This is a genomic window from Streptomyces sp. NPDC060198 (assembly GCF_042728415.1).
In the GTDB taxonomy this organism is placed as follows: Bacteria; Actinomycetota; Actinomycetes; order Streptomycetales; family Streptomycetaceae; genus Streptomyces.
Genome location: NZ_JBHWZJ010000168.1, coordinates 1 through 15234 on the forward strand (window position 1 = coordinate 1; position 15234 = coordinate 15234).

Below are 15234 nucleotides of genomic sequence, written 5' to 3' on the forward strand. Positions count from 1 at the left end.
CCCTTCGTGTGCTGCTGATCAGCTACGTGCGCGGATCATGCCGGATGGCGTTCCGGCGTGCTTCCGCCGGTCTCAGCTGCAACCGCTGGTCGAGCCGCAGCCCTCGCAGATGTAGCAGGACCCGGCGCGCTGCATCTTCGTCCCGCAGGAGAAGCAGAGCGGGGCGTCGGCGCTGATGCCGAGCTGCATCTCGACCAGTTCGGCCGAGGTGTGCGCGGTCCGCGGCGCCGGCTTCTCGGCGGCCTCCGCCGGGGCGGCGACGGCCTTCAGCGGCTCCACGTGCAGCGGTGCGGACGGGACCGACAGCTCGTTGCCGAGGTCGTCGTCCTCCTCGGTCGGCTCGTAGGAGCCGGTGTCCAGGTGACGCTGACGCTCCTCGGCGGAGTGGATGCCGAGGGCCGAGCGGGTCTCGAAGGGCAGGAAGTCGAGCGCCAGACGACGGAAGATGTAGTCGACGATCGACTGCGCCATCCGCACGTCCGGGTCGTCCGTCATGCCGGCCGGCTCGAAGCGCATGTTGGTGAACTTCGAGACGTACGTCTCCAGCGGGACGCCGTACTGCAGACCGACCGAGACGGCGATCGAGAAGGCGTCCATCATGCCGGCGAGGGTGGAGCCCTGCTTCGACATCTTGAGGAAGACCTCGCCGAGACCGTCGTCCGGGTAGGAGTTGGCGGTCATGTAACCCTCGGCGCCACCGACCGTGAAGGAGGTGGTGATCCCCGGACGGCCCTTGGGCAGACGCTTGCGGACCGGGCGGTACTCGACGACCTTCTCGACCGCGGTGCGGATGGTCTCCTCGGCCTTGGCGGTGACCGCCTCCTTCTCCTTCTCCTTGGTCTTGGCGGAGAGGGGCTGGCCGACCTTGCAGTTGTCGCGGTAGATGGCGAGCGCCTTGACGCCCATCTTCCACGCCTCGAAGTAGACCTCTTCGACGTCCTCGACCGTGGCCGTCTCCGGCAGGTTCACGGTCTTGGAGAGCGCGCCGGAGATCCACGGCTGGATGGCCGCCATCATCCGGACGTGGCCCATGGCCGAGATGGAACGCTCACCCATGGCGCAGTCGAAGACCTCGTAGTGCTCGGTCTTCAGAGCCGGGGCGTCGATGACGTTCCCGTTCTCCGCGATGTGGGCGACGATCGCCTCGATCTGCTCCGGCTGGTAGCCGAGGCGGCGCAGCGCCTGCGGCACGGTGCCGTTGACGATCTGCATCGAGCCGCCGCCGACCAGCTTCTTGAACTTGACCAGGGCGAGGTCGGGCTCCAGGCCGGTGGTGTCGCAGGACATCGCCAGGCCGATGGTGCCGGTCGGGGCGATGACGGACGCCTGGGCGTTGCGGAATCCGTTCTTCGCACCGAGGCGGATCACGTCCTGCCAGGCCTCCGTGGCGGCGGCCCAGATCGGCGAGTCCAGGTCGTCCACGTGGACGGCCTTGGTGTTGGCGTCGGCGTGCTGCTGCATGACGCGCTGGTGCGGCTCGGCGTTACGGGCGTAGCCGTCGTACGGGCCGACGACCGCGGCGAGTTCGGCGGAACGACGGTAGGAGGTACCCGTCATCAGCGAGCTGATGGCACCGGCGAGCGCGCGGCCGCCGTCGCTGTCGTAGGCGTGGCCGGTCGCCATCAGCAGGGCGCCGAGGTTGGCGTAACCGATGCCGAGCTGGCGGAAGGCGCGGGTGTTCTCGCCGATCTTCTCCGTCGGGAAGTCCGCGAAGCAGATCGAGATGTCCATCGCGGTGATGACCAGCTCGACGACCTTGGCGAAGCGCTCGGACTCGAAGGACTGGTGCCCCTCGCCGTCGTCCTTGAGGAACTTCATGAGGTTCAGCGAGGCGAGGTTGCACGAGGTGTTGTCCAGGTGCATGTACTCGCTGCACGGGTTCGAGCCGTTGATGCGGCCGGACTCCGGGCAGGTGTGCCAGGCGTTGATGGTGTCGTCGTACTGGATGCCCGGGTCGGCGCAGGCCCAGGCCGCCTCGGCCATCTTGCGGAAGAGGGACTTCGCCTCGACCTCTTCGATGACCTCGCCGGTCATGCGGGCGCGCAGACCGAACGTGCCGCCGGACTCCACCGCCTTCATGAACTCGTCGTTCACGCGGACGGAGTTGTTGGCGTTCTGGTACTGGACGGACGTGATGTCGTCGCCGCCCAGGTCCATGTCGAAGCCCGCGTCGCGAAGAGCGCGGATCTTCTCCTCTTCCTTCACCTTGGTCTCGATGAAGTTCTCGATGTCGGGGTGGTCGACGTCGAGGATGACCATCTTGGCCGCGCGGCGGGTGGCGCCACCGGACTTGATGGTTCCGGCGGAGGCGTCGGCACCGCGCATGAAGGAGACCGGCCCGGAGGCGTTGCCGCCGGAGGAGAGGAGTTCCTTGGAGGAACGGATGCGGGACAGGTTCAGACCTGCGCCGGAACCGCCCTTGAAGATCATGCCCTCTTCCTTGTACCAGTCGAGGATCGACTCCATGGAGTCGTCGACGGACAGGATGAAGCAGGCGGAGACCTGCTGCGGCTGGGGGGTGCCGACGTTGAACCAGACCGGCGAGTTGAAGCTGAAGATCTGGTGCAGGAGGGCGTAAGCCAGTTCGTGCTCGAAGATCTCGGCGTCCGCGGGGGAGGCGAAGTACTGGTGCTCCTCGCCGGCCTTGCGGTAGGTCGTCACGATCCGGTCGATCAGCTGACGCAGACCGGTCTCGCGCTGCGGCGTGCCGACAGCTCCGCGGAAGTACTTGCTGGTGACGATGTTGACCGCGTTCACCGACCAGAAGTCGGGGAACTCGACGCCACGCTGCTCGAAGTTGATCGAGCCGTCGCGCCAGTTGGTCATGACGACGTCACGGGACTCCCACGCCACCTCGTCGTACGGATGCACGCCAGGAGTGGTGTGGATGCGCTCGATACGCAGACCCTTGCTCGGCTTGATCCCCTTGGTGCGGGAACTCCGTGCCGGGCCGCTCGCCGTCTCTGTCATGCCGCCTCCCATATGTGGGCAAAAACGCCCTGAAGTGCCCAGTTCTTCCCGGGGCACAGTGCTGTGTCTGGTGCTTCGAACGCCGCCCTCGACGCCGGAAGCAGGTCTGTGGACCACCCTGTCGCCGTCCGGCAGACCTCAGCCGGACGGCGTGTACCACTCAGTGGGCGGGAACGGAGGGAGCGGGGACCTCGACGGTCTCCCCGCCCTCTCCGGCGGGAAGCCGCCGTTCGCGCAGTTCCGCGATGGCGGCTTCGAAGTCTTCGAGCGAGTCGAACGCCCGGTACACGGACGCGAAACGCAGGTACGCGACGAGGTCGAGTTCCCTCAGAGGGCCGAGTATGGCGAGCCCCACGTCGTGGGTCGTCAGCTCGGCGCTTCCGGTGGCCCGCACCGCCTCCTCGACCCGCTGGCCGAGCTTGGCGAGGGCGTCCTCGGTGACCGGCCGCCCCTGGCACGCCTTGCGGACGCCCGAGATGACCTTGGTGCGACTGAAGGGCTCGGTCACCCCGCTGCGCTTGACGACCATGAGCGAGCAGGTCTCCACCGTGGTGAACCGGCGGGAACAGTCGGGGCACTGCCGGCGGCGCCGGATCGAGGTGCCGTCGTCGGTCGTGCGACTGTCGACGACCCTACTGTCGGGGTGCCTGCAGAAGGGGCAGTGCATGGTTCCCAAGCCTCCTTCACGGCACGAGTAATGAGCCTCACAGGACCCCGCCGGGGCCCTTCGAAGCAGTCACCAGCATAGGGGATTCCCGACACTCACCGGACCGGGGACCACAACCTCTGGGTGACCCGGGCAATGCAACCACTAGATCTAGGGTTTTGCTCGGTTTCGGTCCCAGGCGTGTCGGACCGGCCCGGGACGCCCGGGCCGCGCACGACCAAGGCACGAGGGTACGGGAAACGACCGCGCCCCGGGACGCCGGGTGGTGCCCCCACGGCGGCCCGCCCGGGGGGCGCCGTGACTCCGCGAGCGACTCTCGCGCGTCATTCCCGGGCGCGCCAAGGGAAGGGCCGGAAGGGGGCCCGGTACCACCGCGCGAAAAGAGCGGCGGTACCGTTATCAACCGAATTGACGAGCCGCCCGCACCCGAGCGCATACACCCGGCCACAAAGGCCATGCAGGCCTTTATTCGTTTTTCACTCGAACGTGTGTTTGGCGCAACCTTTCGAAAGCTACTACCGTTGTCCAGCCAGGGAGAACATTTCGAGAGGGGCCGATGTGACCACCAGCGCCGACAGTGCCACGATCACTGCCCGGGACCACCGCTCTCCGAGCCGACCTGAGCCGGTGCATGCAATGAATGACTCTGTCACGAACCCGGACGGGCCGGAGCCCCCCAGGGCCGCGCGCTCCTTGCCCGGGCGCCCACCTGGCATCCGGGCCGACAGCTCGGGCCTCACCGACCGGCAGCGGCGGGTCATCGAGGTCATCCGCGACTCGGTGCAGCGCCGGGGGTACCCACCGTCGATGCGGGAGATCGGGCAGGCCGTCGGCCTGTCCAGCACCTCGTCGGTGGCCCACCAGCTCATGGCCCTGGAGCGCAAGGGTTTCCTGCGCAGGGACCCGCACCGTCCGCGTGCGTACGAAGTCCGGGGCTCGGACCAGCCCATTTCGCAGCAGACGGACACGACGGGCAAGCCCGCCGCCTCCTACGTCCCCCTGGTCGGCCGGATCGCGGCCGGTGGTCCGATCCTCGCAGAGGAATCGGTGGAGGACGTCTTCCCGCTCCCGCGCCAACTGGTCGGTGACGGCGAACTGTTCGTACTCAAGGTGGTCGGCGACTCCATGATCGAAGCCGCCATCTGCGACGGCGACTGGGTCACTGTACGCCGCCAGCCCGTCGCCGAGAACGGTGACATCGTCGCGGCCATGCTGGAGGGTGAGGCCACGGTCAAGCGGTTCCGCCGCGAGGACGGCCATGTGTGGCTGCTCCCGCACAACTCCGCGTACCAGCCGATCCCCGGTGACGAGGCGACCATTCTCGGCAAGGTCGTGGCCGTACTGCGGCGCGTCTGACCCTCGGAAGCGGGCGCGTCCGACCTCTGGAAGCGGTCGACGCGACCGGTGGATCCGTCCCGGTCGATCCGTCCTGGTGGATCCGTCCTGGTGGATCCGTCCTGGGTAGCCCCACCCTGGAAGATCAGCCCTGGTCCATGGAGCCCCGGTAGCCGCCCCTCAGCGCAGGGAAGCGGCCACCGGGGCTCCGTGCTGCTCGCGGGCCCGCGACGGAGCTCTCAGCGGCCCTCGGCCCGCGCCGCCGCGTCGATCGCCGACAGGGAACGCCGGACCTGGTTGCGGTCGGTGGTGTACCAGAAGTCGGGCAGCGAGGCCCGCAGGTAGCTGCCGTACCGGGCGTTGGCGAGACGGGGGTCCAGGACGGCCACCACGCCCTTGTCGCCGGTGGCCCGGACGAGCCGGCCCGCGCCCTGGGCCATCAGCAGTGCGGCATGGGTGGCGGCGACCGCCATGAAGCCGTTCCCGCCCGCCTGCTCGACGGCCTTCGAGCGGGCGCTCATCAACGGGTCGTCGGGCCGGGGGAAGGGAATGCGGTCCATGACCACGAGCTGGCAGCTCGCGCCCGGTACGTCGACGCCCTGCCAGAGCGACAGGGTGCCGAAGAGGCAGGTGTCCGGGTCGGCCGCGAAGTTCTTGATCAGCTCGCCGAGGGTCTCCTCCCCCTGGAGCAGGATCGGCTTCTCCAGCCGCTCACGCAGGGCCTCCGCCGCCGCCTGCGCCGCCCGCATCGAGGAGAACAGACCGAGCGTGCGCCCGCCTGCGGCCTCCATCAGCTCCGCCAGCTCGTCCAGCATGTCGGTGCGCGCGCCCTCCCGGCCGGGGGTGGCCAGGTGGCGGGCGACGTAGAGGATGCCCTGCTTCGGGTAGTCGAACGGCGAACCGACGTCGAGCCCCTTCCACTGCGGGACGTCCTCCCCCGCGGTGCCCTCGGGGGCGAGCCCCAGGGAGGCGCCGACGCCGTTGAAGTCCCCGCCGAGCTTCAGCGTGGCCGAGGTGAGCACCACCGAGCGCTCGGCGAAGAGCTTCTCGCGCAGCAGCCCGGAGACGGAGAGCGGGGCCACCCGTACCGAAGCGCCGAACCGGTCGTGGCGTTCGTACCAGACGACGTCCCACTCGGAGCCCTGGGTGATCCGCTCGGCCACCGCGTGGACCGACTCGACGGAGGCCATCGCCTGCTTGCGCACGGCGTCCTCGTCCTGGACGGACTTGTCCCGGGTGGAGCCGAGTGCGGAGATCACCGTGCGGGCGGCGTCGCGCAGTGCCATCAAGGCGTGGCCGAGGTCCTCGGGGACCTCTTCGAGCCGACCGGGCAGGGCCAGCTCCATGACCCGCTCGAACCCCTCCGAAGCGGTCTGGAGCGCGTCGGCCGCCTTCTCGTTGACCAGCTTGGCGGCGCGGCGCACCGCGCGGTTGACCTGGCCGGGGGTGAGTTCGCCGGTCGCCACACCGGTGACGCGTGAGACCAGCTCGTGCGCCTCGTCGACGATCAGCACCTCGTGCTGCGGGAGCACCGGTGCGCCCTCGATGGCGTCGATGGCGAGAAGGGCGTGGTTGGTGATCACGACGTCGGCCAGTTTGGCCCGCTCCCGGGCGGCCTCGGCGAAGCACTCGGCACCGTACGCGCACTTCGACGCGCCCAGGCACTCCCGGGAGGAGACGGAGACCTGGGCCCAGGCGCGGTCCGAGACGCCGGGGGTCAGGTCGTCCCGGTCGCCGGACTCGGTCTCGTCCGACCAGTCCCGCAGCCGCAGCAGGTCCTGGCCGAGCTTGCTGGACGGCGCCGCCGCCTCGAACTGGTCGAAGAGCCCCTCCTCCTCGTCCTGCGGGACGCCCTCGTGGAGTCGGTGCAGGCAGAGGTAGTTGGAGCGGCCCTTGAGCATCGCGTACTGGGGGCGGCGGCGCAGCAGCGGGTGCAGCGCCTCCACGGTCCGCGGCAGGTCCCGCTCCACGAGCTGGCGCTGGAGGGCGAGGGTGGCCGTGGCGACCACGACCCGCTCCCCGTGCGCCAGCGCGGGGACGAGATAGCCGAGGGACTTGCCGGTGCCGGTGCCGGCCTGGACGAGGAGGTGGGCATTGTCGTCCACGGCCCCGGCGACGGCCTCGGCCATCGCCGTCTGGCCGGGCCGTTCCGTGCCGCCGACGGCGGAGACGGCGGCGTGGAGGAGCTCGGTGAGGGATGGCTTCGTCATAGCCGCTCCAGCCTACGGCGCGGCAGTGACAGGGGCGCTCACTCCGGAGCGGATCCGGCGAAGTGCAGCGGGTTCGGGACGACGCCGTGGACGGCCGCGTGCGGGCGGTCCGGGCGGTCCCGGTAACCGTCCACGAGCAGCCGGTTCCGGTTGAGGCAGAGCCGCTCGATCTGGGGCGTCAGCATGTCGAACATCTCGAACCGGTCCTTCAGCTCCGGGAACCGGGCGTGGTGGCGCAGGATCTCGGCCCTGACGAGTGACCAGAATTCACCCTCCGGAACGCCCAGTTGTTCCTCGCAGAGCGGCGACAGATAGCGGAAGACGCCGACGAAGAGCCCGGAGTGGATGAACTGGGTGAGGAAGGAGGGTGCCTCGGTCAGCAGCACGGCGCGCACGTCCGCGGGCATGGAGTCGTGCTCGGGCAGCCGCTGGGCACTGATGTTGACGTCGTCGACGAAGTCCTTGATCGCGAGCCGCACGGGTACGTCCCGTTCGTCGAAGACCACGATGGCGTTCTCGCCGTGCGGCGAGAAGACGGTCCCGTACCGGTAGAGGAAGTGCAGCAGCGGTGGGAGCAGGGCGGCGAAGAGCCGGACCAGCCAGTCGCGGGGGGCCAGCCCGGAACGTTCGACGAGTTCGGCGGTGAAGGCGCGGCCGTCGGGGTCGGTGTGCAGGAGGGAGGCCAGGGTCCGCGCCCGTTCGCCCGCCGCCAGCCTGGGCGGCAGCGGCTCGCGCCAGATCGCGCCGAGGATCTCCTTGAACTGGTAGGGCACCTCGGGCAGCCGGTCGTAGAGCGGGTGTTCCACCGTCACGGAGGCGACCTCGCCGAGCAGGATCACCGCGCAGGTGTCGCGCAGGAACGGGTCGGTGGCGCACAGCCCCTGCACCCAGCCGGTGACGGCGGGCGCGGCGAGGGTGCGCTCGGTCGGCAGTCCGCGCCAGACGAGGGTGTTGAGGATCGAGAGGGGGAGCTTCACCGTGAAGCGGTCGGGGCGTCCCACGTTGGCGAAGGTCCGGATGGACTGCTGCGGCAGCCTGAGGTCGTCGTCGGCCTGCAACGGGACGATGTCGTTCCCGGCGATGGCGGGCGCGTACAGCGGCACGATCCACTCGTCCCACTGCCAGGGGTGGACGGGGAGGTAGACGTACTCCCGCGCGTCGAGCCCGCGGTCGGCGAGCCGGGCCGCGAAGGCCTCCCGCACGGCGGGGTCGAGTTCCCGGGCGTACAGCTGGTCGGGGGTGGCAAGCCCGGGTACGCCGCGGTAACCGGCGATCCGGGTGCTGACGGCGATCCACGGCAGAGTGGTGGCCGCGCGCGCCTCCGGGGTGAAGCGGGCCGCGTCGGCGGCGGAGAAGCCGAGGCGGCCTTTGTTGGCGACGAGCCAGGGGTGGCCGGTCTGGTGGCCCTCCAGCTCGGCGTAGCCGAGGTCGGCGAGGTCGGCCGCGCCGAGGGCGGTGTGGGCGAGGTGCGCGTCGGAGGCCAGGGTGCGGGTGAGTTCGCGCACGAGGTGGCCGAGGGTGGCGCCGTCCAGGCCGAGGAGCCGTCGGGCGCGGGTGAGGAAGAGCAGCGGATCGCGGAACGGCCGCCCCTGCGGCGGGCCCTCGACGTCGCTGTTCCTCCGCGCGGTGGTCTCGCGGACCGAGGCGGGGTCGACGCGCCAGCTGCCGTACACCCCTCTGCGCGCCCGGAAGGCGAGCGTGGCCCCGTCGTCGAGGAGCAGCGCGTACGGTTCGCCGGCGCCGTCCGTGGTGACGGGCGGCTGCTGCCGGAGCGGCCGGATGATCTCCTCGTACGCGAACTCGCCGAGCATCTTCGCGAGCAGTTGGGCCGTGACCCGGTCCCAGACGGCTCTGTTCAGTTCCGGGCGGTCCGGGAGTTGCTGGCGCGCCGCGGGTTCAGGGCTCACGGGATATTTCTGCACGGGGACTCCTCGGGACGGAACCGATGGGGTTCGAGCGGTGTGCGTGCTTCGGCGTGGTCTTCACAGCTGGTCTCGGTGGGCTCGGTCGCGGATCATCAGGGCGGCCTTCTTCTCGGGCAGTTCGAGTTCGGCGGAGAAGCGGAATCCCGCGCTCAGAAAGGCCGAGACGGAGGGGGTGTTGCGCAGGTCGGGTTCCGCGACGACGCGGGCGCAGGCGGGGCGGTGGTCGAGCACGAGATCGGCCACCGCGCGCAGCAGGGTGGTGCCGAGCCTCCGGCCCCGGTCGGTGACCCCGCCGATCAGCAGGTGCACCCCGGTGTCGTGGGGGCGCGCGGGGTAGTGGCGGGCGACCGGATCGAGGTCGGCCCGGTAGATCTCCCAGTAGCTCATCGCCTTGCCGTCGAGAACGCCGAGGCACGGGACGCTCCGCCCGTCGCCTTCGAGCTGCGCGGCGAGGTGGCGGGCCGTGACCTCCTCGGGCCCCGCGAGCTCCCAGAAGGCGGCGACGGCCGGATCGTTCATCCAGCGGGTGACGACGGCGAGGTCGCGTTCGAGCCGTACCGGCACCAGCTGGAAGATTCCGGCGGCCGTGGTGGCGGGGCGCCAGGTGCCGGGCGCGTCCAGCAGCGTGGAGGCCCCGGGACCGTCGACAGGTGCCCGGTGGGGTAAGGACGGGGTGTCGGAGGCAAAGAGGGCCAGGAGTTCTTGGCTCAGACGCAGGTCCAGGGTGTCCTCGACGGCGGTCGCCGGGCGGTGCGCCCGGGGGGCCCCGCCCCTCGGCCCGGGGTCTTCCGCTCTCGTCATCCTGGGATCTTGTCCTCCTGCGGCCTTCCGTGAAACCGGTCCGGCCGCCGGGTTCCCGGGCGTGTCGACGGGTGGCACAACGACGTTCTCCTCTCCTGGGTACCGGCAGTCCCGGTGCCCGGCTCTCCTGGGTACCGGCGGTCCGGTCTCCGGCGTGTGCGAGGGCCCGGGACCCCACGGCCGAGGGCGGGCGGGGGCCCGGCCCGGGGTCCCGCCCGGATCGGGCCGCGACCCGGGCGAGGGCAGGTGCCCTGCCTCGGGGCGCGGGGGCGGGCGGCCGAGCCGGAGCGTCGCCGGCCGCCCGCCACGCAGCGGGGAGCGGCGCCCGGTCCCGCGCGGGTCCGGCACGGTCCGGACGGAAAGCCGTCCGTGCCGGGGCTATCAGGAATTCAGCGGGTTGGTGATGGTCACGTACACGGACTGGGTGTCGACGGGTCCGACGAGTTCGTCCATGCCGTTCAGCCGGGTCAGCAGGTTGGCCTTGCAGCGCAACCGGCCGGTCTCCAGGAGGTACGCAGGCAGGGGCGATCCCATCGCGGCGGCGGACCGCAGGAAGCGGCGGAACGCGTCGAGCAGGAGGTGTTCGTCGGCGAGGTGCTGGGAGCCGAAGGCCCCGATCAGGCCGAAGACGTTGTTGATGCCGAGGTAATAGGCGAACCGTTCGTCGGTGACGGCGTCGGAGACGAAGGTGTCGCTCTCGGCGCCGATGCCGGGCAGCCGCCGGTCGAGCGCGCCCCGGTGGGACTCGCGGAAGTAGTACCCCTGGTTGTCGCGGTACCGGCCGCCCGCGGGCCAGCCGTCCGCGTCGAGCAGGACGAGGGTGTTCTGCTGGTGCGCCTCCAGAGCCACCCCGGCGTTGGCGTCGAGCCAGATGACGGGGCGTACGACGCGGTCGAGGTAGCGCAGGAACCACTCCGCCGAGACGGCGCCGACGGTCCGTCCGGTCCGCTCGGCGAGGCGGGAGACGGTCTCGGCCAGCCGTGAGCGCATGGCCGCACGCCCGCGACGAGGGCGCACCGCGGTGAAGCCGGCGACGCAGAGGGCGTCGTCGTGCGGGCCGAAGGGGTTGTTCCGCAGGACCACGTCGAGCCCCTGGACCGGGGTGCCGTCCTTGGTGTCGACGGCGAGCCAGGCCGGGTCGCGGACGACGTCGAACCCGGGGTGGGCCCGGCGCCACTCGGCGGACAGGCCGCCGCTCAGGAGCCGGTGCACCTCCGCGCCCCGGTGGAGTTCCTTGCGGAGGTTCTCCCGGCGGGAGTTGGTGATGCGTACGCCCAGCGAGAGCTTGAGCATGACGCCCGCGCCCGGCCGGTACACGGTCCGGACCGAGGACGTGGGGTGCCAGCGTCCGCCCGCGGGGCCGAGGTCGTGGAGGAGTCCGGCGTCCAGGAGCTCGGTGACCTCGGCACGCCGCAGCAGCTCTTCGGCCTGCCAGGGGTGGACCGGCAGGGCGACCGTGCCCTCGGGCAGGCGCAGCCCTTCGGTGTGCGGGGCCAGCAGCTCCTCGGCGCCGACCGGGCGGCCGTCACGGGTCCAGGCGGAATCGGTGGCGAGGACGCACCGGTCGACGGCCATCCAGTGGAGCGGGAAGCTGCCGTGGAGTTCGGGCGAGTAGAGCCGTGCCTCCGACTCCGAGAGCCCTTCACGGCTCTTGGGCGTGGGGTGGAGCGGGTGTCCGTGCAGCAGGGACTGCTCGGCGGCGAGGAAGGGGTCGCTGCCCGGGGGCTCCTCGGGCGAGCGGCGCCGCTGGGTGAGGAACCCGGTGATGTGGCGTACGGAGTCGGCGACGCGCCCCACGAGTTCGGCGGCGGCGTGCCGGTCGCCCTCGCGGCAGAGCAGGGCGGCGACGGTGACCGCGTCGGTGGTCGGGGCTCCCGCGGGGGCGCCTTCGAGGGCGGCAGGGCCGAAGCGGTGGTGGCCGGTCGGTGACCAGTACAGCACCGGCACGAGGAGGGCGGTTCCACTGGCGGGGAGGGGGATGCGCAGGGTGTCCCGCTCCGGGCGGGGCAGGTCCGTCTCCCGCGCCCAGCAGCGCAGCAGGCTCTCGGCGCCCGCGACGTCGGCCGCGCGGTACGGGTCCGGATCGTCCAGCGGGTCCGCGTGCGGGGCCGGAGCGGTCTCGTCCTCGTGGTGGCCGGCCTTCTGGCGGGGAACGGTCGTCGTCTCGGCCGTACGCGGTCCGAGCGGCGCGTCCTGTCCTCGGAGCTGGCTAGTGAGGGTGGTGTCGGCCTCGGGCGCGGGGGTGGGGTTCACGGCGTCTTCCTTGTGAGGGGTTGCGGGGTCAGCGGAGCGACCCGGCGGCGGCCCGCCGGTGCGGCGAGCCTTCTGCGGCTTGCAGCGCGTCGGCGAGGCGGTCGAGGACCGCCGTCGCCTGTTCGTCGGTGAGGGTGAGGGGCGGCAGCAGCCGGACGACGGCGTCGTGCCGCCCGCCGAGTTCGACGATGAGCCCGCGGCGCAGGCATTCCTGCTGCACGGCGACGGCGAGGGCCGGGTCGGCCGGCGGCGGGCCGCCGTCGTGTTCGGGAGGGGCCTCGGGGTCGACGAGTTCGACGCCGATCATCAGGCCGCGCCCCCGGACGTTCCCGACGCAGGGGTGGCGACCGGCCAGTTCGCGGAGCTGTCCGAGCATGCGCTCCCCGAGCGTGGCGGCGCGTTCGGCGAGGCCGTTCTCGCGGACGTACGCGAGGGTGGCCGCGCCGGCCGCCATGGCGAGCTGGTTGCCGCGGAAGGTGCCGGCGTGGGCGCCGGGCCGCCACAGGTCGAGCGAGGAGCGGTAGACGATCACGGCGAGCGGCAGCGAGCCGCCGATGGCCTTGGACAGCACCATCACGTCCGGCACCACCCCGCTGTGCTCGACGGCCCAGAAGCGGCCGGTCCTGCCGACGCCGGTCTGCACCTCGTCGGCGATGAGGGGGATGGAGCGGTCGGCGGTGATCTCGCGCATCCGGCGCAGCCAGGCGTCGGGCGCGGGGTTGACCCCGCCTTCGCCCTGCACGGGTTCGAGGATCATGCCGGCCGGGGCGGGCACCCCGCCCTTGGGGTCGTCCAGCAGGTGCCGGGTCCAGTGGGCGGCGATCTCGGCTCCCCGGTCCCCACCGATCCCGAAGGGGCAGCGGTAGTCCTGCGGGAAGGGCAGGCGTGTCACGCGGACGTCCGTGGCACCGCCGGACGCGTCGAGCGCCCCGGAGGTCATGCCGTGGTAGGCGCCGGTGAAGGCGAGCAGTCCGGTCCGGCCGGTAGCCGCGCGGACCAGCTTGAAGGCGGCCTCGACGGCGTCCGTCCCGGCGGGTCCGCAGAACTGGATGCGGGCGTCGCGGGCGAGTTCGCCGGGGAGCGTGGCGAAGAGCTCGGTGGTGAAGGCGTCCTTCACGGGGGTGGCGAGGTCCAGCACGTGCAGCGGCGCACCGGAGTCGATGACCTTGCGGATGGCCTCCAGCACCACGGGATGGTTGTGGCCGAGGGCCAGGGTGCCCGCGCCGGAGAGACAGTCGAGGTATCTGCGGCCGTCGGCTCCCTCGATGGTCAGCCCGCGTGCCCGCACGGGCACGATCGGCAGGGAGCGCGCGTAGGTGCGCGCCGCCGACTCCCGCGACGACTGGCGGCGGAGAATGCCCTCGTGCGCCGCGGGCGGGGCCGCCGGTGCTGATTCGGTCACGGCCACGGCTGTTGATCCTCCTGCGTTCACGGTCGTGTTGCACGTAGTCACGTCGTCCCGGAGTACGTTCTCCCGGCGCGGAGTGCGCGGGTGAGCTCCGGGCGTGTGTCCCCCGTACGGACCAACGAGCCAACGGGCCGGGGATCACGGGTACATCGGAAGTTCCTTGCGGCGGCGGTACTTGACGGAGCGGAACCACGGACCTGCCCGGCACGGTCTTCGACGGCAACGGCATAGTAGAGGCCGCTCAGCATAGGGCCGTTGCCCGACCGGGCGCGGGGCAAGGGGCATTCCCGCTCCGGCCCGCACCGCACGGCACGGCACCGCGGAGGCGGACAGGCAGGGCGCACCGGGGCGACCGGGGTGCCGTACGCAGCGACGAACGACGAAGTCCCAGGGGGATCACCAGATGCGACCCATTCACCCGATCGATGCGGCCCGGAACGGGAGAGGCGGGCGCCGCGGCTCCTCGTCCGTGCTGGCGGCAGCCGCCCTCGCGACGGTCCTCGCCCTCACGGCCACCGCCTGCGGGCCCGAGGAGGACGGCGCGGCCAAGGAACCCACAGCCTCGGCCGCGGCCTCCTCGGACGGGAAGATCGTCATACCGGACGAGCTGAAGAACCGGCTCAAGGAACACGGGATCGACCTCGACAAGTGGCGGAACGGCGAGTGGAAGAACTGGGACAAGGACCAGTGGCTCCGTGAGGCCAAGGACTACGTCAACCCGATCATCGAGAACCTCTGGAACCCGGAGCGGATGCGGGACGCCGACACCTCTCCGGAGCAGCCCGTCGCCGACGACATCTCCGGCGACGAGGGAGTGACCGACCCGACCCCCGCCGTCCGGGAGGCCGCCGAGGTGCACACCCCGTACCACGACAGCGTTCCGGAGAGCGGCAAGCTGCTGTTCGACGGGCCCGAGGGGTCGATGGTCTGCTCCGCCACCGTGGTGAAGGACCCGGCGCACCCGGGCAAGTCGAACCTGGTGTGGACGGCCGGGCACTGCGTGCACGCGGGCAAGGAGGGCGGCTGGTACCGCAACATCGCCTTCGTCCCCGGGTACAACGACAGTGGTATGGAGACGGCGAAGCTGGAGAGCGCCACCAAGGAGGAGATCGCTCCCTACGGCGTGTGGTGGAGCGACTGGGCCTCCACCTCGGACCAGTGGATCGCCGAGGGCGCGTCGACCGGTGGCCAGGGCGCCCCGTACGACTTCGCGGTGCTGCACGTGACGCCGGAGACCGGCGCGTCGGCCAAGTCGCTGGAGGAGACGGTGGGTTACGCGCTGCCCGTCGACTTCGACGCGCCCGCGGTGTCCGGCATCTCCTCGCTGACGGCGACCGGCTACCCGGCCGCTCCCCCGTACGACGGGCAGAAGGCGTTCCAGTGCGACGACACCCCCGGCAGGCTCTCGGTCCTCCAGGACGAGCCCACGATGTACCGCATCGGCTGCTCGATGACCGGGGGCGCCTCGGGCGGCGGCTGGGTCGGTGAGGGCGCCGACGGCAAGCCCGCCCTGTTCTCCAACACCTCGATCGGCCCGGTCACGGCGGGCTGGCTCGCGGGACCGCGTCTGGGCAAGGAGGCCGAGGCGGTCTACGAAGGGGTGAGCCGGAAGTACGCGGGGCGGTGACGCTCATGCCACGGGCCCGGCCGCTCCCCGTGGGGAGC

9 protein-coding genes are annotated in these 15234 nt (G+C 71.3%); 2 read left to right on the forward strand and 7 right to left on the reverse strand.

Features of this window, described 5'->3' with window-relative positions:
* Nucleotides 1-72 precede the first annotated feature (72 nt).
* Nucleotides 73-2970 carry a vitamin B12-dependent ribonucleotide reductase gene (locus ACFWEP_RS20495; RefSeq protein ID WP_387371714.1) on the reverse strand — a complete coding sequence of 966 codons (2898 nt, stop codon included), beginning with the start codon at nt 2968-2970 and terminating at the stop codon, nt 73-75.
* Nucleotides 2971-3130: 160 nt separating this feature from the next.
* Nucleotides 3131-3637, reverse strand: a complete 507-nt coding sequence (gene nrdR, locus ACFWEP_RS20500; RefSeq protein ID WP_328718995.1) for a transcriptional regulator NrdR — start codon at nt 3635-3637, stop codon at nt 3131-3133.
* Between the two features lie 558 nt (nt 3638-4195).
* On the opposite strand from nrdR, the gene lexA reads away from it, so the two are divergent.
* Nucleotides 4196-4993, forward strand: a complete 798-nt coding sequence (gene lexA, locus ACFWEP_RS20505) for a transcriptional repressor LexA (RefSeq protein WP_328718996.1) — start codon at nt 4196-4198, stop codon at nt 4991-4993.
* Nucleotides 4994-5211: 218 nt separating this feature from the next.
* On the opposite strand, the gene ACFWEP_RS20510 is transcribed toward lexA, so the two are convergent.
* The 5 genes from ACFWEP_RS20510 to ACFWEP_RS20530 all read right to left on the reverse strand — a co-directional run bounded on the left by ACFWEP_RS20510 (nt 5212) and on the right by ACFWEP_RS20530 (nt 13569).
* Nucleotides 5212-7182 carry an ATP-dependent DNA helicase gene (locus ACFWEP_RS20510; protein ID WP_387371715.1) on the reverse strand — a complete coding sequence of 657 codons (1971 nt, stop codon included), beginning with the start codon at nt 7180-7182 and terminating at the stop codon, nt 5212-5214.
* A gap of 38 nt (nt 7183-7220) precedes the next feature.
* Nucleotides 7221-9104, reverse strand: coding sequence for an IucA/IucC family protein (locus tag ACFWEP_RS20515; RefSeq protein ID WP_387371716.1), 1884 nt, complete (start codon nt 9102-9104; stop codon nt 7221-7223).
* A 60-nt stretch (nt 9105-9164) separates the two neighbouring features.
* The gene (locus tag ACFWEP_RS20520; protein WP_387371717.1) at nt 9165-9908 is read right to left on the reverse strand and encodes a GNAT family N-acetyltransferase; all 744 of its coding nucleotides are present in this window, start codon (nt 9906-9908) and stop codon (nt 9165-9167) included.
* A gap of 381 nt (nt 9909-10289) precedes the next feature.
* Complete coding sequence (locus ACFWEP_RS20525) at nt 10290-12161, reverse strand: IucA/IucC family protein (protein ID WP_387371718.1); 1872 nt, start codon at nt 12159-12161, stop codon at nt 10290-10292.
* Nucleotides 12162-12189: 28 nt separating this feature from the next.
* A complete protein-coding gene (locus ACFWEP_RS20530; protein ID WP_387371719.1) occupies nt 12190-13569 on the reverse strand; it encodes a diaminobutyrate--2-oxoglutarate transaminase family protein in 1380 nt (459 codons plus the stop codon).
* 403 nt (nt 13570-13972) lie between these two features.
* Here ACFWEP_RS20530 and ACFWEP_RS20535 point away from each other — a divergent pair, with 403 nt between their 5' ends.
* Nucleotides 13973-15196: a trypsin-like serine peptidase gene (locus ACFWEP_RS20535; RefSeq protein ID WP_387371720.1), complete on the forward strand. Its 1224-nt coding sequence runs from the start codon at nt 13973-13975 to the stop codon at nt 15194-15196.
* Nucleotides 15197-15234: the final 38 nt, after the last annotated feature.

What these genes read in the sequence shown, in the direction of transcription:
- ACFWEP_RS20495 (WP_387371714.1), bottom strand. Translation starts at nt 2,970, where the DNA reads ATGACAGAGACGGCGAGCGGCCCGGCACGGAGTTCCCGCACCAAGGGG.
- nrdR (WP_328718995.1), bottom strand. Translation starts at nt 3,637, where the DNA reads ATGCACTGCCCCTTCTGCAGGCACCCCGACAGTAGGGTCGTCGACAGT.
- ACFWEP_RS20510 (WP_387371715.1), bottom strand. Translation starts at nt 7,182, where the DNA reads ATGACGAAGCCATCCCTCACCGAGCTCCTCCACGCCGCCGTCTCCGCC.
- ACFWEP_RS20520 (WP_387371717.1), bottom strand. Translation starts at nt 9,908, where the DNA reads ATGACGAGAGCGGAAGACCCCGGGCCGAGGGGCGGGGCCCCCCGGGCG.
- ACFWEP_RS20535 (WP_387371720.1), top strand. Translation starts at nt 13,973, where the DNA reads ATGCGACCCATTCACCCGATCGATGCGGCCCGGAACGGGAGAGGCGGG.